Here is a 19,173-nt window from a genome sequence, read left to right as displayed (position 1 = left end):
ATTCGGGTAAGAATAATTTCAGAATTTCAGCATCATTTAACATTCCACAAAGTTACTATTTTTATTTTCTCCCCAACTTTTGAGACTGATCCAAATAAATTAAGTATTTTTTTATGCCATTTACCAATATATGCTAACGAAAAACTATTTAGTATTCAAATATTTCATTGATTGTTTGACACTCCATAAAGAAAGTATATTTTTGCAGTCCACAACATGATAAATCTGCATGATGTTGTGTTGTTATTAAAACTAAAATCATCTGAAAAGAATTCAAATTAAATAAATATGAAAAAAACAATTACTATTTTATTCTTCCCATTATTTTGTTTTGGACAAACTCAAATAGGATCAGATATTAATGGTGAAGCTGCAAATGATTATAGCGGTAGGAGTGTTTCTTTATCATCAAATGGAAATATTGTAGCTATTGGTGCCGCTCAAAATAATGGAAGTGGTACTGATGATGCGGGGCATGTTCGTGTGTATCAAAATGTGTCAGGCGTTTGGACACAAATAGGTGCTGATATTGACGGAGAAGCAGATGTTGATTTAAGTGGTGTTTGTGTTTCTCTATCATCAAATGGAAATATTGTAGCTATTGGTGCTAATGCAAATGATGGAAATGGTAATCTTTCAGGTCATGTTCGTGTGTATCAAAATGTATCAGGAGTTTGGACACAAATAGGCGCTGATATCAACGGGGAAGCTTCATATGATCAAAGTGGTGAAAGTATTGCTTTATCATCAGATGGAAGTATTGTAGCTATTGGTGCTCGCTATAATGGAGGAAACGGGACTAATTCAGGTCATGTTCGTGTGTATCAAAATGTGTCGGGCGTTTGGACAAAAATAGGAGCTGACATTAATGGAGAGGCTGCAAATGACTATAGTGGCTATAATATTGCTTTATCATCGGACGGAAGTATTGTAGCTATTGGTGCTGCTCAAAATGATGGAAACGGTACGGATTCAGGTCATGTTCGTGTGTATCAAAATGTATCAGGAGTTTGGACGAAAATAGGCGCAGATATTAATGGAGAAGCTGCCAATGATCAAAGTGGCAGGAGTGTTTCTTTATCTTCAGATGGCAGTATCGTAGCTATTGGTGCACGTCTGAATGATGGAAATGGTACGGATTCTGGTCATGTTCGCGTTTATCGTAATATTTCAGGTGTATGGACGCAAATAGGATCAGATATTAATGGAGAAGCGGCCAATGATTATAGTGGTCATAGCGTTTCCTTATCATCAGATGGAAGCATTGTGGCTATTGGTGCTTATCAAAATGATGGAAACGGTGCTGATTCAGGCCATGTTCGCGTTTATCGTAATATTTCAGGTGTATGGACACAAGTAGGCTCGGATATTAATGGAGAAGCAGCAGGTGACTATTGTGGTTATGGTATTTCCTTGTCATCAGACGGAGGTATCTTAGCTGTTGGTTCCAATTATAATGACGGAAACGGTACGAATTCAGGTCATGTTCGAGTTTATAATTTAAGCGGTACTTTAGCTACAGATTCTTTTGTTCAATCTAAATCTAACCTTTTATTATTCCCAAATCCGGTAAAAGACATTTTAAATTTTTCTTCGGATAAAAAAATTACCTCTGTAAAAATCTATAATCTGGTAGGTCAGCAAGTATTTGTGAAAGATATCAATGCTCAGGAAGGAAAAATAGATACTTCTAATTTAGCTGCTGGAAGTTATTTAGTAAAAGTAACTTCTGTTGATGAATCGAAAACATTAAAAATCGTTAAAGAGTAAAATAAGTAAAAACTTACTAAGTTTGTTTAATTAATAAAAGTATACTTTTCAAAAGTGTACTTTTTTATTTATGACAATTCAAGAGTAAAATAAATTTCAATTATTGCTTCAGAATTCTTTTATTTAAAATAAATATTATAGATAATTTTCTCAGATACAATACCATTGATATGAAATTTTGAACATAATAAAAAGAAAATTAAATGAATTTAACAAATTCTCACTCAATAATAAAGAACTATTTTTTAAACAAAATTAAAGGGAAATATTTGATAATAAAAAAACTTATCTGCAAAAGATGAAATTATTATTAACAGACTTTTAGAATGTGATGATTGTGCAGAAAGACTGTAACAAAAGGGATTTGGAGTTGTGTCACAAGTATAAATTATATACTTTTGTGAAATTGAAAAAATCTTTCAATTACGTAAAAACACAATTATTATATGGAAAAATCAACATTTTACTTTTTTCGTTAAAAACAAGAGGTTTTAGTATTGTCTACAAACAAAATTCTTGAAATAACAGTAAAATTTCCGTTGTTATTTAATAAATATTTATCGATTAATAATTCTTTTTAATCTATTTTTCTTTCTATTTAAATAAATTCAAATATAAAACTAAAAAACATGAAGAAATTAATTACTCTGGTATTATTGTATTTAAGTGTTCAAATGTCAGCACAGTGCTGGCAAAGTATTAGCGCCGGAGATGACCATTCTTTGGCCATAAAAAATGATGGAACCCTTTGGGCTTGGGGTGATAATACCTTTGGAGAATTGGGTGACAATACAAATATTGCTAAAAATGTACCTACACAAATAGGCACAGCAAACAATTGGGTGAAAATCTGTGCTGGAAATAGCTTCTCTTTAGCATTGAAATCTGATGGAACTCTTTGGGCTTGGGGTCGGAACGATTTTGGACAATTAGGTGATAATACATTAGTTGATAAAAGTTCACCCGTTAAAATAGGTACTGCAACCAATTGGCAAAGTATCAATACAGGGGCACAACATTGTATAGCATTAAAGACAGATGGCACTTTATGGACGTGGGGGCGGAACAATTTTGGACAATTAGGTGATAATACAGAAGTTGATAAAAGATCACCTGTTAAAATAGGGACAGCAACCAATTGGCAAAGTATTGCGGCAGGTTCTTATCATTGTCTTGTCTTAAAATCAGATGGCACACTCTGGAGTTGGGGCTGGAATTATCATGGCTCATTAGGCGATGGTACAATCACGCAAAGAAATAGTCCGGTACAAGTAGGTACAGCTAATAATTGGTGGAAAATAGACACAGGAGACTATCATTCTATGGGAATAAAAACTGACGGAACACTTTGGACTTGGGGAGATAATTCAAATGGCGGAATGGGTGATGGAACAACTGTTTATAAAAAGTCGCCTACTCAGATAGGGACTGGAAACAATTGGCTAAATGTAGTAGGTGGAGAGGAATTTACTTATGCTACTAAAACAGATCACACTCTTTGGAGCTGGGGTAGGAATGACAAAGGGCAATTGGGTAACGGAACAAATGGTGCTATCAATACTCTTACTCCAACCCAGGTTGGCTCCTCTTCAGATACTTTTGAAATGGCTCTAGGTGATTCTTTTGCTTTAGTAAAAAATAGCGATGGCTATTTAAGGACATGTGGATTAAATCTTGAAGGACAGCTTGGAGATGGAACTAATGTTGATAAAAACACTCTTACAACAATTTCTTGTTCTGCTGTATTATCAACACAAGATGTTTCTTTAAATAATTTGAAAGTATATCCGAATCCTGTAAAAGATGTTTTAAATCTTTCTTCGGATAAAAAAATTACCTCTGCAGAAATCTATAACCTGGTGGGTCAGCAAGTATTTGCGAAAGAAATCAATGCTCAGGAAGGAAAAATAGATACTTCTAATTTAGCTGCTGGAATTTATTTAGTAAAAGTAACTTCTGGTAATGAAGTAAAAACATTAAAAATTGTTAAAAAGTAAAATAAGTAAAGCTTACAAATTTGTTTAATTAATAAAAGTACACTTTTCAAAAGTGTACTTTTTTATTTTATGCCCATCAGAGAATTTATTTCTCATCTTCACTTTAAAATATTTTTACAGCTTTTCATTCATAATTTCAGATTTGGTTGATTCTTTCGGTTCATTCACAACACAAAGGAGGGTTATTTTCCGCTTTTCACCGAAATCAACTGAAGTTTCCTCTAAAGTTTTATTGCTGGCAAAAAATAACGAAATTCAGGCTCCTGCGATACTTTGTCAAAGTAAAAGAAAAATTGTATAAAATACACCTTAGAATCTTAAATAAGAAAGGTACACATTATTGTGTACCTTTTCTTATGAATGAGTGAATTTTAGTTAGATGATAAACATAAAAAAAGCATCCTATTTCAGATGCTTGTGTTTTATAGAAAATTATTTTAAACTTCGTCGTCAGAATCGATCGTGTAAGATCTGCTCTTGAAGTCTTTATCATGCTTTTCTGATATTACATCCTCACCCTTTTCGTTAATGATGAAATCTGTGGATTCATTAAACATCTCCTGAAAACTCTTAAAATCTTCTTTGTAAAGATAGATTTTGTGCTTCTCAAATGTAGCTTCTCCATTCTCTCCGAAGTTCTTTTTACTTTCGGTAATCGTAAGATAATAATCTCCTGCTTTCGTCTCACGCACATCAAAGAAATAAGTTCTTCTCCCTGCTTTTAACACCTTCGTGAAAATTTCATTTTCATGGCGTTCCTTGTATTCACTCATTGTTAGATATTTTTTAATCTTGTTAAGAACAAATATAAAAGTTTTCTTTTAATCACAAAATTTTTTTTATGATTTATTTAACATTTGTGAACGAATCTGCTATGCGGTTACGGAATTGTTAATTTCAGTCAGGTTAAGAATTTTATCGGCTCTCTGAGCGCTAGACTCTCTGTGTGTGATAATTATGGATGTCGCGTTATGAATCTTTCTGTCGATATTTTCAAGAATATTCTGCTCAGTTTCGGTATCTAAAGCGGATAAAGAATCATCAAAAATAATAATATTAGGAGCTTTAATTAAGGCTCTGGCAATACATATCCTTTGTTTCTGTCCCCCCGAAAGCATCACTCCACGTTCTCCAACCATGGTTTTGTATTGTTCTTTAAATTCAACAATATTTTTATCCACATCGGCAATTTTAGCATATTCTACCACTTTTTCGTGGGTAGGTTTATCGATGGCGAAACCAATATTATTTTCAATGGAATCTGAGAAAAGGTAGCTTTCCTGAGGGATGTATCCGATATAATTTCTGTAATTTTCTAAATTATGGTCTTTAAGATTTTTACCGTCAACTAAAATTTCTCCCTCCGTAGGGTCAATCAAACGGCATAATAACAGAGCAACCGTAGATTTTCCGCTTCCGGTTTTACCCATAATGGCTAAAGATTCTCCGGCATTCAGTTTAAAACTGAGATTTTCTAAGGCCTTAATTCCTGTATTCGGATAGACGTAAGAAACATTTCTGAATTCTATGTTTCCTGTAATTTCGTAAGTATCAAAATTTTTATTAACAATCTCAGATTTTTTATCCATGAACTCATTAATTCTCTGCATGGAAGCTTCCGCTCTCTGATTAACCGAAGTTACCCAGCCAACCATGGAGAAAGGGAAAATTAAGGTATTAATATACATGAAGAAATCGGCAATTTTACCGATGCTTAATTCTCCGGCAATATATTTTTGCCCGCCAATCCAGATGATGGCAACATTTAACAGACCGATTACGAATAAGATAATCGTAAAGAAATATGCTTCCGTTTTTGCTAAATCTAATGCTTTGTTCTGATAATCGGTAACTTTTGTCCCGTAATTTTTCTTGATATAATTTTCTCTTGCAAAGAATTTCACCACACGAATCCCCGAAAAGCTGTCCTGCACAAAAGTGGAAATTGCAGACTGGCTTTTCTGCATGATCTTTGACTTTTGATTGATAATCGAACTTACTTTATAAATAGCAAACGACAGAATAGGAAGGGGAAGTAAAGTCCAAAGTGTCATTGAAACATCTGTAGTCAACATATAAATCGCTGTGATAACTACCAAAACAATCAAATTGGCAACATACATCACTCCGGGACCGAGATACATTCTTACCGCAACAACATCTTCACTTAATCTGTTCATTAAGTCTCCTATGGTGGTTTGCTTATAATCTGTTAAAGATAAATCCTGATAATGTCTGTAGATTTTATTTTTCAGCTCGTATTCAATTCTTCTGGATGCTACAATGATGGTCTGCCGCATCATAAAGGTAAAAAATCCGGTGAGTAAAGAACAGCCGACAATAATAGCAACATAGATCAAGACCTGTCTGTTGAAACCTAAATTTCCGTTCTTTGTAAGCTCATCTACTGATTTTCCTACAAACTGAACTTTATATATGTTGAAAAAATTACTTGCAATGATGAATAATACTCCCCAAAACAACAATATTTTGTGCTTCCAGAAATAGGGGTTTAATGTTTTTAGCGCTTTCATAAAGTTTCACAAAATTACAAAAATGTCATCAGACTACGAATTTCATAAATTTTAAATTTTGTATCTTTGCACCCATAAAAAAGCTCTTTGAATGTTAGGAAGACGACAAATCCGTGAAAAAGTGGTACAGACTGTGTATTCATACTACCAGAATCCTGTAAAATTTGATGTTTTAGAGAAAAACATGTTTGCCGGAATAGAGAAAATCTATCACCTCTATATCTATCAGCTTAATTTTTTGGTTTCTCTGAAAGAATTGGCAGAAAATCAGATCGAGATCGGTAAAAATAAGTACATCAAGACTGATGCTGACATTAATCCTAACCAAAAATTCATCAACAATCAAGTTTTAATTAAATTGGAAGAAAATCCTGAGAGATTATTTTTCACAGGACAGCACAAGCAATTGAAATGGGATCTGCATGATGATTTGTTGGTAAAAACTTTCCAGAGGATTACTGCAGGAAAGCGTTATCAGGATTTCATGAAAGAAGAAGGATATTCTTTTGAAGAAGATCAGAAATTCATCGGTAAGTTATTTTTAAGATATATTGCTGAAAATGATGATTTCCATGATTATCTTGGTGATAAAGAACTTTCCTGGTACGACGATATCCACATCGCGAATTCTATGGTTCAAAAAACAATCGGTTTCCTGAAAGAAGAGGAAGAAAGCCGCACTTTAATTAAAATGATTAAAGATGAGGAGGACAAAACTTTCGCCATGAAACTTCTGAGAAATACATTGGACAGCTGGGAAGCCAACGAAAAGAAACTGGAAGAAAGACTGGAAAACTGGGATCTGGAAAGAGTTTCTCTAATGGATAAAGTCATTTTATCAACGGCGATGGCGGAGCTTGACAATTTTCCTTTTACACCTTCAAGAGTTATTATCAACGAATATATTGAGATTGCAAAAGTATTTGCTACGGACCGTTCAAATATCTTTATCAACGGAATCTTGGATAAATATTGTAAAGATTTAAACAGAATATAAATTGTAAATATGAAAAAGACGTTATCAATTATCGCTTTATCTATCATAGGTTTTGGTTTGGTTTCTTGTAAAAAAGAAAACAAAGAGGCTGCTGTGGAAGCAGAAGTTGCCAGTACTGCAGATTCAACTGCGGGAGTAACAAATCTGGCTCCGAGCACTACCGAAGTAACTCCTTCAGACACTACGGCTCCGGCTTCTAAAGAGCCATTAACTACCATTGCTCTTGCTGAAAGCAACTTCGATTTCGGAAAAATCAAAAAAGGAGATAAAGTAGAGCACGTTTATGAGGTAACCAATACGGGAACTAATCCATTGGTAATTTCTGCCGTTACTCCGGGATGTGGATGTACAGCAGGTGATTTCACGAAAGAGCCAATCTTACCTGGAAAAAAAGGGTCAATCACTCTACATTTTGATTCTACCAACTTCGACGGAAATGTAAACAAATATGCTGATGTTTTTGCCAACGTAGAAAAGGCGCCTATTAAATTAACTTTCACAGCGAACATTCAACCATAATATTATGAATTTACTATCAATATTTTTACAGGCACCGGCTGCAGGAGGAAATTCTTCCATGATGCTGATCATGATGGGGGTAATGTTTGTAGGGTTTTATTTTTTAATGATAAGACCTCAGCAGAAAAAAGCTAAACAAGAGAAAAATTTTCAGGAAACATTAAAAGTAGGAACCAGAGTTGTGCTTACTTCAGGTCTTCACGGGAGAATTGCTCAGGTTCAGGATGATGGGTTCGTCATTGAAACATTATCAGGAAAACTAAAGTTTGAAAAGGCTGCTGTTTCAAGAGAATTTACAGAAGCGCGTTTCGGAGATAAATCAAAAACTGCTGATAAATCTTCTGACAAAAAAGAAATTGAAACTGAGAATAAATAATTTTTAGTTTTTAAAATATTTCGTTTCGGCGGGGTGAGCTTTGCTCACCCCGCCGAAACTTTTTTATTCCATTAAGAAATATGCACAAAGTTTACATCCGGATATTGGGTTTCAACTTCGCTCAGCCTGAAAAAGGTTAATACTATCTGTAACAATCCGGTTCCCGCTGTCTTTCTGAACGGAGCAAAGCGGAGTGAAGAATCTATCTTGACTAAAATCTTAATAATTAAAAAATAGATTTCACCTTCGTAGAAATGACATTATAACCAAACAATAACAATATCTGTGTTCATTTGTGAAAACATTAGTGAAATTTGTGTTTAAAAAAAATATCTTTGTCTCATGAATCAAAACACAAACAAAACCGTTCTCATTTTAGGTGCCAATTCGGATGTTGCAAAACAGGCGATCAGGCAATACATTCAAAAAGGCTTTTCAGTTATTGCTGCTTCCCGAAATACACAATCTTTAGAAGAATTTATTCAGAAAAATAGTCTTCATTCAAAAGTTACGGTTTTATCTTTCGACGCTGTTGATTTTGATTCTCATCAGAAATTTTATAATGAACTTTCTGTAAAACCTCATATTGTAGTTTATGCCGCAGGTTTTTTAGTGGATAATGAAAAAGCATTAAGTGATTTTAAAGGAACTCAGCAAATGATGTTAGTCAATTATATGGGAGCGGTGTCCATTTTAAATATTATTGCCACAGATGAAAGCAATAAAAATTTGGAAAGAATTATCGGTTTATCTTCGCTTTCAGGCGTCCGTGGAAGAAAAAGTAATTTCGTATATGGAAGCACAAAGGCTGCTTTTACAACGTATTTAGCCGGTTTACGACAGGAATTGACTTCAAGAAACATCCAGGTCAACGCTTTGGTGATTGGTTATATCCGTACAAAAATCAATGAGGGGTTACAATTGAATGAATCTTTGATTATGGAACCGGATTATGTGGCAAAATTCATTGTAAATGCAGGCAATTCTTTTACCATTGTGCCGAATTTCAAATGGAAAATGATTTATTTTATTTTGAAAATGTTACCGGAAAGTTTGGTGGCGAAATTGCCTTAAATAGGAGCTTTTGTAAATATTTGTTCAAATATTCACACAAATATTTGTACGTTTATCCAAAATAATATAATTTTAACCTAAGAAAAGTAATAAAAAAACCACCTGCTCCGGCAGATGGTTCTTTAGAAATTACTTTACTTCTACCCAAAAGGCATAGACTCCATTACTTTTACAGATTCTTGTACCATTTCTAGTTATACATTTTCTGTAAATTTTGATATAAGTCTTACCATTGATTTTTTTTAATTCATCCATGAGTATGTAGGATTAAAAAAAGGTTAGTCTTAAATAATTCTCGAGTTACCGCTCGAGAATTTTCGTAATCAATCTGAGAGATTAACTCCTCAACTTATTCCGGAGCATAAGCCTCTTACAAATCTAATTGTTTAAAGCATTGCCTTAACAATTAGTGTAAAATTAGTGAATCAGAAATGTAAATTCAAGCTTATATGTAAAAACACATCAGGAAAATACGAAAAAGTTATCCACATTTGCAGGGAACTCCCTTAGAATGGGGAGTTCAAGAGATTTGGAATGAAAATTAACATGATTTTTAATAAATAATTAAACAAATGTTATAGATCTTTTTGTTTATAGTTGATTTGAGTTAAACAAATTTATTTTAACAACTTCAACCCCTTCATCATATCAATTCCCTTTCCCAAAACAGGTTTAAACAAATCTCCTTTTTCCTTAATTCTGTCTAAAGCATTATGAATATTAAAATCAGTTGGTTTTAAGCCGGGTTTCAATTCATTCCATTCCAAAGGCATGGAAACTGAAGCGCCCTGTTTTGGTCTTAGGCTGTAAGCGCTTGCTAAAGTCTGTCCGGTTCTGTTTTGAAGATAATCAAGGTAGATTTTTTTATCGTCGCGTTTCTGTAGGCTTCTTTCTAAAGTGGTGATTTTAGGAAGCTGTTCATGAACCTGCTTCATCAGAATATGGGCAAAATCTTTCACCTGGTCAAAATCATATTTTCCACCCATCGGAATATACACATGAATTCCCGTGCTTCCTGAAGTTTTGCAGTAACCTTCAATTTTAATCGATTTCAACACTTCATTTACCTGCAAAGCGGTTTCAATAACCTCATCAAACGTATTTTTCTTAGAAGGATCGAGATCTAAAACAAGGAAATCGGGGTGATCAAGATCGGGAAGTGAAGAATTCCACGGATTCATGTCGATACAGCCCAAATTGTTGAGATAAGCCAATGTTGCTTTGTCGTTACAGTAAATATAATCGATGTCTTTATCATTCGATTCCGAATACACCTGTGTCGTTTTTACCCAATCCGGAATATTGTCACTGGCGTCTTTCTGATAAAAATTCTGCTCCTCAATTCCGTTTGGAAAGCGGTTCAGAGAGAGCGGACGATTTTTAAGGTGGGGCAAAATATAACTGGCAACCGACTGATAATATTCAATCACATCACCTTTGGTAATATTATCTTTCGGAAAATAAATTTTGTCCTGATTGGTCAGCTTTACCGTATGTTTATTCAGGGTGATTTCTTTCTCATTTTCAGAAGATTTTGTCTTTCTGGTTGCAGGAGTTTTCATATTTTTTGATTTTGATGTATTAATGATTTCGTTCGATGAATTTCTGACTTCTTCAGGTTCTTTGTCTTCACGGATGGCAACAAAAACAGGATGTCTGAAAATTCCGTCTTTGGTAATTTCGGAATATTTTATTTCGCAGACCAACTCCGGTTTTGTCCATGTTACGGGCATGTTTGTTTTTGGCTTATATTCAAAAGGTGAACTTTTAATGATGATTTTTTGTAATCTTTCAAGAACTTCCCGAATTAATTCCTGATTAAATCCTGTTCCGGTATGTCCGCTGTAGGTAAGCTTTCCGTCGATATATTTTCCTAAAATCAATGCGCCGAAACCTTCCCTTGAACCTCGCGGCTCCGTAAATCCACAAATGATGGCTTCTTCGGTATTGGTAAATTTTACTTTCAGCCAATCGGAAGTCCGGTGGTTTTCTACGTAAGGACTGTCTGCTTTTTTGGCGATCATGCCTTCAAGCTTCATTTTTTTCATCTGATTGAAGAAGTCGATTCCTTTTTCAGTAATATGATCGCAGTACTTGATAACGTCGGTTTCAACTAGAGCATCTTTTAACAGTTCTTTCCGTTGAATTAAAGGCAGTTCTTCCGTAGAATGACCATTCAGCCATAAAATATCAAAAACCTGATAAACTAAGGCTAAATCGGGATTATCTCCAATCTGCTGTAATAATTGAAAATTGGGTCTTCCTGTTTCGTCATACGCTACAATTTCACCGTCCAGAATCATTGTATGGATCTGATTGTCGAAATCACGCGAAACTTTTTCAAATTTTGATAAAAAAGAAATCCCGTTTCTGGAATAGAAGAGAGGCTGTTTTTTGCTGAGATCGGCTACGGCGCGGTAACCGTCCCATTTTATTTCGAAAACCCAGTCCGGATCATCGAATGCTTCACCGGATAACTTGGCAAGCATCGGTTTAATGTAATTCTCGATTTTTTTCTCGTCAACCAAAGAATTAAAACGCTGAAATCTTGGCTTTATTTCTGAGGTTATGACTTTTTTTTGCTGCTTTTTAGGTTTTTTTTTTCCTCTAAAAATTTTGTAACCTGAGAATTTTTTGCAGTATTTTCTTCTGCATCATAATTATTTTCGACGAAATCATCTTTATGTTTAATCAGAAGCCATGAATTTTCTTCGGTATTTTTCATTTTAACCAAAGCAAATTCACCTTTCAGCTTTTTGCCGTGTAAGATAAACTTTAAAGAGCCTGCATGAAGCTCTTTTAATAATTCTTTTTCGTCCGAAAGCTTTGAATCTTTGTCCAACGGTTCATACGTTCCGCTGTCCCAGATTTCAACCTGTCCGGCTCCGTAATTTCCTTCAGGAATATTTCCTTCAAAATCTTTATAATCGTAAGGGTGATCTTCCACCATCATCGCAAGACGTTTGTCTTTGGGATCCAATGACGGACCTTTCGGAACCGCCCAACTTTTAAGAACACCATCCATTTCGAGACGGAAATCATAATGCAATCTCGAAGCCGCATGTCTTTGAATCACAAAAATCAGCTTGTCCTTACTTTTTTTAGATTTACCCTTCGGTTCGCTTGTTTCGTCGAATTTTCGCTTTTCGTTGTAATCTTTAAGAGCCATTATGATGCGTTTTTAGATTTGGTATTCTGTAGACTGGCTTTCAGCTGCGCCATCAGATCAATTACTTTACCTTCTTTTGCAGGTTCTGCTTTTTTAGCTTTTATATTTTTACCTTTTGCTTTTTGCTTAATGATCTTCATTAAAGCTTCAGAATAGGTGTCTTTGTACATTTCAGGATCGAATTCCTGTGAAAGCTGTTCAATAAGATTAATGGCCATTTTCAGTTCTGCAGGTTTAGGAGCCTTTGCAGCCGGAATTTTCAGATCGCCGTAATCTCTTATTTCCTGGGCAAATCTTAACCGGTTTAAGACCAAAACTTCGTCATTGTAAGGACGAATCATTCCGATGGCTTCACTTTCGCGCAGGACAAAAGTTCCGACACCGACCATTTCTGTTTTAGCCAAAGCCTTCAGCAACAGCCGATAGGCATTTTCCCCATTTTTCTGAGGTTCGAGGTAATATGGATTTTCGAAGTAAACGGAATCTACTTCGCTTTCCTTAACAAACTGATCAATAGAAAGTATTTTGGATTTTTCAGGACTTGCCGCTTCATAATCTTCTTCATCAAGAATGATGTATTTGTCGTCCATGAGATAACCTTTCACAATATTTTCCCATTTCACTTCTTTGCCTGTATTTTCGTTAACTCTTTTAAACCGAATATTCGAAAAATCGGACTTGTCGAGCATATCCAAATCCAGTTTTGTGGTTTCGGTAGCGGAATAAATTTTTACAGGAATATTGACTAAACCAAAGCCAATGGCGCCGTTCCAGATTGCTTTCATTGTACTTTTATTTTCTGTAAAATGTACAATGATTGTGCCGTTAAAATTTTATTTGTTAAATATGCTATTTCTATTAATAGTATCAGGTTATTTATCTTAAAGTATCATTAATAGATCTAATTAAATTGTTTTTGTCGAAAAAATTATAACCTAAATCTAGAGTTTTAATTGTCTTATCTCTTAATTGAATATTAAAAATTTGTCCGTTTGTATAAATATGTCTTTCATATAAATGCATCTTGTCATACTCATAATCTTCAGGAAGATCAATTAAATATTTACCTGAGAATGCAAGCTTTTCCAGATTTTTATTTATTATTTTAGCTTTTAATAGTTCATTGAATAAGTAAAAACGTTCAGATTCTTTTTCCAAAGAGACTCGTTTTGTTTTTGATGTGAAGTTATAAATTAATGAGGGGTCTTTTACACTTATCGGTTGTAAAGGAATAGTTTGATATAAATAACTAATGTTTCTGATTAATCTTTTTAATTCAAAAGGTGACTCTCCTCCGTAATCATAAATTGTTTTGATGATTTTTCCCTTTGATATAAATGTAATGGTTGAAGAAGGTAAATCAGTTGCAGAAACAGAGTATTCAGGCTTTAGAGATTTTATATCAATGTTTTTTATCTCATTGAATATTCCTTGAGTTATGTTGCTTGAAACTTCGGACTTAAAAAATCCGTTTTTCAGATTGTATCTTTCACCATAAAACAAAAAATCTCCGTTTACGTCTATGATTGTAGAATTGATTGGGCATGAACCGTAGCAGGCAGATTTTGAAACAACAATTTTGTCAATTGGAGTGTTTTTATATTGCTTACTTTTTGTAGAGATTAATGTTATTAAGGATTTATCTTTTAATTCTAAAACAATCTTACTCTTAGTGATTTGCAGAATTTTATTTGATTCGAATTTATTTTCTATCAGATTAAAAATAAGTAAAGAATCATCTTTTATTTTATATTGAGTTTTTTCTCCAAGATAAAGTGTTTTGTTTTCATCCCATTTTGCATTTTCAATACGTTTAAAATAACCATTCTTGTTTATATATGTTCCGTCTTGATTAAAAATGAAAATTTGAGGATCACGTGCAAACGGCATTGGAGGTTCATCTGTCTCTTGGTCTTTTTTTTCTTCAAGAATCCATTCACCAACTATATTTTGTTTTTTGGATGAATTACAAGAAACCGTAAATAAAATAAGCAGAAGCAATAGATTTAGTTTTTTCATAATAAAAAAGCGGAGAAAAATTTCCCCGCTTCTAATTTATGCTTTTAAATTCAATTTCAGTTCCAGTTCATCGAGCTGTTCATCAGCAATCAAAGAAGGTGCATCGATCATCACATCACGTCCTGAATTATTTTTAGGGAATGCAATATAATCTCTGATCACTTCATTTCCGTCAAGAATTGCCACCAAACGGTCAAATCCGAAAGCCAAACCACCATGAGGCGGAGCTCCGTATTTGAAGGCGTTCATTAAGAAACCAAACTGTGCTTCTGCTTCTTCTTTTGAGAATCCTAACAAATCAAACATTTTAGATTGAAGATCTTTATCAAAAATTCTGATAGAACCTCCGCCGATTTCGTTTCCGTTCAACACCATGTCATAAGCGTTGGCTCTTGCTTTTCCGGGATCTGTTTCCAATAAATGAATATCTTCAGGTTTTGGAGACGTGAAAGGGTGGTGCATCGCATGATAACGTCCGCTTTCTTCATCAAATTCCAAAAGAGGGAAATCAACTACCCAAAGTGGCGCGAATACGTCTCCTTTTCTTAATCCTAAACGGTTTCCAAGCTCCATTCTCAAAGCGGAAAGCTGAGTTCTTACTTTATGCTCATTTCCGGAAAGAATTAACATTAAATCGCCTTCTTTTGCACCGAATTTTTCGATGATTTTTGCTAAATCTTCCTCGTTATAGAATTTATTCACAGAAGAAGTTTTCACACCGTCATTCTGGAATTTAACCCATACCATTCCTGACGCTCCGATTTGTGGTCTTTTCACCCAATCAACAAGCTCGTCGATTTGTTTTCTTGTATAGTCTGCACATCCTTCCACATTGATTCCGACAACCAGTTCTGCATCATCAAATATTTTGAAATCTTTTCCTTTTACTAAATCGTTCAGTTCCACGAATTCCATTCCGAAACGGATATCCGGTTTGTCGTTTCCGTATTTCTGCATGGCATCTGCAAAAGTCATTCTTGGGAAATCTCCGAATTCCTGACCAGTGATGTCTTTTAATAAAGTTTTCGTCATCCCTTCAAAAACATTCATCACGTCTTCCTGTTCCACGAAAGCCATTTCGCAATCGATCTGTGTGAATTCCGGCTGTCTGTCGGCTCTCAAATCCTCATCACGGAAACATTTCACGATCTGGAAATATTTATCCATTCCACCCACCATTAATAATTGCTTGAAAGTTTGCGGAGATTGTGGCAATGCGTAAAACTGTCCCGGATTCATTCTGCTTGGAACCACGAAATCTCTCGCTCCTTCCGGTGTAGATTTGATCAAAACAGGAGTTTCAACCTCAATAAATCCATTGTCTGAAAGATAATTTCTTACTTTCTGCGCCATTTTGTGACGGAAGATCAATTTATCTTTCACCGGATTTCTTCTGATATCAAGGTAACGGTATTTCATTCTTAATTCTTCACCTCCGTCTGTTTCGTCTTCAATCGTGAAAGGCGGAAGCTGAGATTCATTAAGAACCGTTAATTTCTCCACTAAAATTTCAATTTCTCCTGTTGGAATGTTTGGGTTTTTGCTTACCCTTTCGATTACTTTTCCTGTAACCTGAATAACAAATTCACGTCCCAATTTTTTTGCATTTTCCATCAGTTCCGCTGTAGAACGGTCCTGGTCGAAAACCAACTGAGTAATTCCGTAACGATCTCGAAGATCTATCCAAATCATAAACCCTTTATCACGGATAGTTTGTACCCATCCTGAAAGTGTAACTTCTTCATTAAGATTTTTTAGAGATAATTCTCCGTTTGTGTGCGATCGAAACATTATTATTTAAAGTTTAAAGTTTATGGTTCAAGGTTTTGAACCGTTGATAATTTCCGTTGGCAAAGATAAGATTTTTGAAGGTTTTAGAAACAAAAAAACTCCCCGAAGGAAGTTTTAAATATTTATTTTTTCAAAAGGATTATTTCTTGATAAATTTAGAAGAGAATCTTCCGTCTTTATTATCTATCGTAAGAATATAATTTCCTTTGATAAGTGATGAAACATTTACTCCTTTGCTTCCATCTACATTGTCTTTGGATATTACTAATCTTCCTTCAGACGAATAGATATTCATCTTACCGGTTATATTGAAATTAATAATATCATCGGCAGGATTTGGATAACAAACTATATTTTTTGTTAGTTTAACTTCATTTGTTCCTAAAAGAGAGGTTTCAATATAAACAACATTTTTAAAAGCTGGTCCCCAAACTCCTTGGTTATCTTTTACTCTTACATTAAAGATATGGAAACCCATTGGCTGTGCAATTGGGATGTTGTTTTGTAAAATGTTTTCAATAGTACTATCAAAGTTACCATCTGCGGCTGTTAATGCAGTTCCATTTCCTTCTCCTGGATCTGTATCCCAAAAATATTCTGCGTTGGTAAGATTAATTGCTCCCGTTGCAGGAACGGTTCCTGTGTGAACTATATTTTTAAAAACCGGTCCCCAAACTCCCTGACTGTCTTTTACTCTTACGTTAAGAACATGAAAGCCTGCAGATGCTGGAATCGCAATGTTATTTTGCAAGATATCTTCAATAGCATTATCAAAATTACCATCTGAAGCCGGTAGTGCAGTAGCATTTCCTTCTCCAGGATCTGTATCCCAGAAATATTCTGCACTATTTACTTTTACCTGTGCCTGAATTAAAAATACAAATAATGAAAAGACACCGATAAATATTTTTTTGTTTATTGTTTTCATATTTTATTATTTGGATATTCCTGTTGCTTCAGCCTGTATAGTAGTAGTACCTAAGTAGACTCTTCTTGGTGTGTTTAGGAATGTCACTCTAGGTTTATTTCCTGAGTTGCTTGGCCAGTAATTCATCCATGAGTTTGAACCTCCTAAAGGACCTATATCGTTTCTGGTAAGATCTAAATCCTGATACTCTTCATCCTGTAATCCAGCATTAATAACAGCACCTGTTGCTATTCCTGTGCTTAAATTTATTGAATAAACATTGTCATAGAAGTTGTTATTTGAAATATCTACTCCGTTAGAATTAAATGGATTTGCAGGACACAAGTTATTGTTTGCAATAACAGTTGGGGTAGGAGAGGCATTAATCTCGTAATAATTATGGTTCGGGCTTCTGATAATATTGTTAGAGATATTAATAATGCCTGTTGATGATGCCGATATATTTATTGTATGACGAGCATAGTTTGGGTCATTATGATTCGAAGAAAAACGATTGTTAAAGATAAGATTTGTTGATCCAGTTTTAATAGAGCTTATTTCAAGAACTGGTAAGATTGTAGTATAATTCAAATAGTAAATAGTACAATCATTGTTGTATATTTTTAATGGATAGCTAGTAGTAGCAATAGCTATGGAGTTTAAAGATGCTCCATTATAATATAAAGAATTTGCAATAATTTGGACATCGGTTGTAGCTAAAGGTGCCGCATCGTCAGTTAATTTAACAGTTTCTATTGTATTTGCTGTAATTTTTCCATGTACAAAATATAAATTTGCACAACTGCTTTGGGATACATTGGCGGTGACATTTTTAGAATTGTCTAAATCAATGTTCTCATCTACAGTACAATTAATTATATTTACAGTAGCTCTTCCCCCAGATAAGGTTACACTTGATGTAGCAATTGAACTTTGTAAAGCATACATGTTGTTGATCGTAACTATTCTGTTTACCGCAGGAACGATAGCAATAGTCCCCTGAACATAATACTTATTAAAATTAATTTCAGATGCAAAAGTAAGTGATTTATTAATAGTAAGATTCTCTAAATAAGGAACATTTCCAGTTTTAGGTCTGATAATAATGCGGTCACCGTCATTAGCAGCAGTGATAGCATCAGAGATTGTTGCATAAGCTCCTCCGGCTCCTAAATCACGTACATATAGGTCGGCTGCTTTAATTGTTCCAAGACTCATCATGCATATCAATGCACAAAAAAGGTACTTTGTTTTCATGGTTATTGTTTATTTTTTAAATTTAGGTGGCAAAACTACATAAATATTTTTCATTTCGGAAATTAATTTATTTTAACTCTACTAATTAGAACGGAATTTCTGATGTCAGTAATAGGATTTATTGTTTTGATATTTAGTTGTTTAGTTATTTTTTTAATTGGCAAATGATTTTAATTGATGAGTTTTTAATAATTGGCTTTTAATCCAATTCACTGCTTTTTCAAAACTTCGTATTTGTTATTTTAATACTCCTCTTGAAGGGTTTAAAAACAAAAAAACTCCCCGAAGGAAGTTTTAAATATTTATTTTTTCAAAAATTATAAAATCATAGCAATTGCAGTCTGTTTATTTTCTGCAGCATAATTTTTTGCTGTTTTGCCTTTGCTGTCTTTTAGATCTTTATTCGCTCCGAATTTAAGTAAGCCTTTTGCTGCATTCATATTTCCGGTTGATGCTGCCTGCATTAACGGAGTGACACCGTTACAAGCCTGGTTTACATCAGTTTTGCTTGCCAGATAGTTAAATATGTTTTTCTTATCATTCTTTACACTCAGAGAAAGCAAAGTGTAAGATTTTCCTTTTACCTGAAAACATTTTGTAAAATCATTTTCATTAAAGGTCTTTTGAAAGTTTTCCAGATTATCGGATTGGAAAATATTCAGTTGCCCGGCAGATAATTCCTGCGCAAATAATCCGTTTGCTAAAATAGAAAACAAAAATAGCAGAGTACTTGTAATTATTTTTTTCATAAATCTTAGTTTAA

General features: G+C 34.1%; 16 protein-coding genes. 6 read left to right on the top strand and 10 right to left on the bottom strand.

The window, feature by feature from the left end; translation table 11 throughout:
• Positions 1-288 precede the first annotated feature (288 nt).
• Together BUA89_RS08585 and BUA89_RS08575 are read left to right on the top strand one after the other, a co-directional pair.
• Entirely contained in the window at positions 289-1,770 is a 1,482-nt protein-coding gene (locus BUA89_RS08585) for a T9SS type A sorting domain-containing protein (protein WP_072955739.1), read from the top strand.
• Between the two features lie 674 nt (positions 1,771-2,444).
• On the top strand, positions 2,445-3,767 hold the full coding sequence (locus BUA89_RS08575) for a T9SS type A sorting domain-containing protein (protein WP_178362444.1): 1,323 nt from the start codon (positions 2,445-2,447) through the stop codon (positions 3,765-3,767).
• Between the two features lie 437 nt (positions 3,768-4,204).
• Here BUA89_RS08575 and BUA89_RS08570 read toward each other — a convergent pair whose 3' ends face one another.
• Positions 4,205-4,540, bottom strand: coding sequence for a DUF3276 family protein (locus BUA89_RS08570; RefSeq protein ID WP_002976288.1), 336 nt, complete (start codon positions 4,538-4,540; stop codon positions 4,205-4,207).
• Positions 4,541-4,639: 99 nt separating this feature from the next.
• A complete protein-coding gene (locus BUA89_RS08565; protein ID WP_072955730.1) occupies positions 4,640-6,301 on the bottom strand; it encodes an ABC transporter ATP-binding protein in 1,662 nt (553 codons plus the stop codon).
• Positions 6,302-6,392: 91 nt separating this feature from the next.
• Here BUA89_RS08565 and nusB point away from each other — a divergent pair, with 91 nt between their 5' ends.
• The 4 genes from nusB to BUA89_RS08545 all read left to right on the top strand — a co-directional run bounded on the left by nusB (position 6,393) and on the right by BUA89_RS08545 (position 9,267).
• Positions 6,393-7,298 carry a transcription antitermination factor NusB gene (gene nusB / locus BUA89_RS08560; RefSeq protein WP_072955727.1) on the top strand — a complete coding sequence of 302 codons (906 nt, stop codon included), beginning with the start codon at positions 6,393-6,395 and terminating at the stop codon, positions 7,296-7,298.
• Between the two features lie 9 nt (positions 7,299-7,307).
• Positions 7,308-7,817, top strand: coding sequence for a DUF1573 domain-containing protein (locus BUA89_RS08555; protein WP_072955725.1), 510 nt, complete (start codon positions 7,308-7,310; stop codon positions 7,815-7,817).
• Between the two features lie 4 nt (positions 7,818-7,821).
• The gene (gene yajC, locus BUA89_RS08550; RefSeq protein WP_072955722.1) at positions 7,822-8,193 is read left to right on the top strand and encodes a preprotein translocase subunit YajC; all 372 of its coding nucleotides are present in this window, start codon (positions 7,822-7,824) and stop codon (positions 8,191-8,193) included.
• A 342-nt stretch (positions 8,194-8,535) separates the two neighbouring features.
• The gene (locus BUA89_RS08545; RefSeq protein ID WP_072955719.1) at positions 8,536-9,267 is read left to right on the top strand and encodes an SDR family NAD(P)-dependent oxidoreductase; all 732 of its coding nucleotides are present in this window, start codon (positions 8,536-8,538) and stop codon (positions 9,265-9,267) included.
• A gap of 617 nt (positions 9,268-9,884) precedes the next feature.
• Here BUA89_RS08545 and ligD read toward each other — a convergent pair.
• The 8 genes from ligD to BUA89_RS08505 all read right to left on the bottom strand — a co-directional run bounded on the left by ligD (position 9,885) and on the right by BUA89_RS08505 (position 19,159).
• A complete protein-coding gene (ligD, locus tag BUA89_RS08540) occupies positions 9,885-11,756 on the bottom strand; it encodes a DNA ligase D (RefSeq protein WP_072955810.1) in 1,872 nt (623 codons plus the stop codon).
• Between the two features lie 77 nt (positions 11,757-11,833).
• Entirely contained in the window at positions 11,834-12,436 is a 603-nt protein-coding gene (locus tag BUA89_RS08535) for a DNA polymerase ligase N-terminal domain-containing protein (protein ID WP_072955716.1), read from the bottom strand.
• Positions 12,436-13,221, bottom strand: coding sequence for a non-homologous end joining protein Ku (gene ku / locus BUA89_RS08530; protein WP_072955713.1), 786 nt, complete (start codon positions 13,219-13,221; stop codon positions 12,436-12,438). Before ku ends, BUA89_RS08535 begins: the two co-directional genes overlap by 1 nt.
• Positions 13,222-13,312: 91 nt before the next feature.
• On the bottom strand, positions 13,313-14,455 hold the full coding sequence (locus BUA89_RS08525) for a DUF6438 domain-containing protein (RefSeq protein WP_072955710.1): 1,143 nt from the start codon (positions 14,453-14,455) through the stop codon (positions 13,313-13,315).
• Positions 14,456-14,491: 36 nt separating this feature from the next.
• Positions 14,492-16,246: an aspartate--tRNA ligase gene (gene aspS / locus BUA89_RS08520; RefSeq protein WP_072955707.1), complete on the bottom strand. Its 1,755-nt coding sequence runs from the start codon at positions 16,244-16,246 to the stop codon at positions 14,492-14,494.
• A 139-nt stretch (positions 16,247-16,385) separates the two neighbouring features.
• A complete protein-coding gene (locus tag BUA89_RS08515; protein ID WP_072955704.1) occupies positions 16,386-17,174 on the bottom strand; it encodes a T9SS type A sorting domain-containing protein in 789 nt (262 codons plus the stop codon).
• Positions 17,175-17,180: 6 nt separating this feature from the next.
• Positions 17,181-18,410, bottom strand: coding sequence for a right-handed parallel beta-helix repeat-containing protein (locus BUA89_RS08510; RefSeq protein WP_143152294.1), 1,230 nt, complete (start codon positions 18,408-18,410; stop codon positions 17,181-17,183).
• A 317-nt stretch (positions 18,411-18,727) separates the two neighbouring features.
• On the bottom strand, positions 18,728-19,159 hold the full coding sequence (locus tag BUA89_RS08505; protein WP_072955698.1) for an ankyrin repeat domain-containing protein: 432 nt from the start codon (positions 19,157-19,159) through the stop codon (positions 18,728-18,730).
• Positions 19,160-19,173 lie beyond the last annotated feature (14 nt).

Source organism: Chryseobacterium arachidis, from assembly GCF_900129245.1.
Lineage (GTDB): Bacteria > Bacteroidota > Bacteroidia > Flavobacteriales > Weeksellaceae > Chryseobacterium > Chryseobacterium arachidis.
This window is presented reverse-complemented; position numbering and strand designations above follow the sequence as displayed.

Coding starts and splice junctions, on each gene's coding strand:
- BUA89_RS08585 (WP_072955739.1), top strand. CDS start 289: ATGAAAAAAACAATTACTATTTTATTCTTCCCATTATTTTGTTTTGGA.
- BUA89_RS08575 (WP_178362444.1), top strand. CDS start 2,445: ATGTCAGCACAGTGCTGGCAAAGTATTAGCGCCGGAGATGACCATTCT.
- BUA89_RS08570 (WP_002976288.1), bottom strand. CDS start 4,540: ATGAGTGAATACAAGGAACGCCATGAAAATGAAATTTTCACGAAGGTG.
- BUA89_RS08565 (WP_072955730.1), bottom strand. CDS start 6,301: ATGAAAGCGCTAAAAACATTAAACCCCTATTTCTGGAAGCACAAAATA.
- nusB (WP_072955727.1), top strand. CDS start 6,393: ATGTTAGGAAGACGACAAATCCGTGAAAAAGTGGTACAGACTGTGTAT.
- BUA89_RS08555 (WP_072955725.1), top strand. CDS start 7,308: ATGAAAAAGACGTTATCAATTATCGCTTTATCTATCATAGGTTTTGGT.
- yajC (WP_072955722.1), top strand. CDS start 7,822: ATGAATTTACTATCAATATTTTTACAGGCACCGGCTGCAGGAGGAAAT.
- BUA89_RS08545 (WP_072955719.1), top strand. CDS start 8,536: ATGAATCAAAACACAAACAAAACCGTTCTCATTTTAGGTGCCAATTCG.
- ligD (WP_072955810.1), bottom strand. CDS start 11,756: ATGCTTGCCAAGTTATCCGGTGAAGCATTCGATGATCCGGACTGGGTT.
- BUA89_RS08535 (WP_072955716.1), bottom strand. CDS start 12,436: ATGGCTCTTAAAGATTACAACGAAAAGCGAAAATTCGACGAAACAAGC.
- ku (WP_072955713.1), bottom strand. CDS start 13,221: ATGAAAGCAATCTGGAACGGCGCCATTGGCTTTGGTTTAGTCAATATT.
- BUA89_RS08525 (WP_072955710.1), bottom strand. CDS start 14,455: ATGAAAAAACTAAATCTATTGCTTCTGCTTATTTTATTTACGGTTTCT.
- aspS (WP_072955707.1), bottom strand. CDS start 16,246: ATGTTTCGATCGCACACAAACGGAGAATTATCTCTAAAAAATCTTAAT.
- BUA89_RS08515 (WP_072955704.1), bottom strand. CDS start 17,174: ATGAAAACAATAAACAAAAAAATATTTATCGGTGTCTTTTCATTATTT.
- BUA89_RS08510 (WP_143152294.1), bottom strand. CDS start 18,410: ATGAAAACAAAGTACCTTTTTTGTGCATTGATATGCATGATGAGTCTT.
- BUA89_RS08505 (WP_072955698.1), bottom strand. CDS start 19,159: ATGAAAAAAATAATTACAAGTACTCTGCTATTTTTGTTTTCTATTTTA.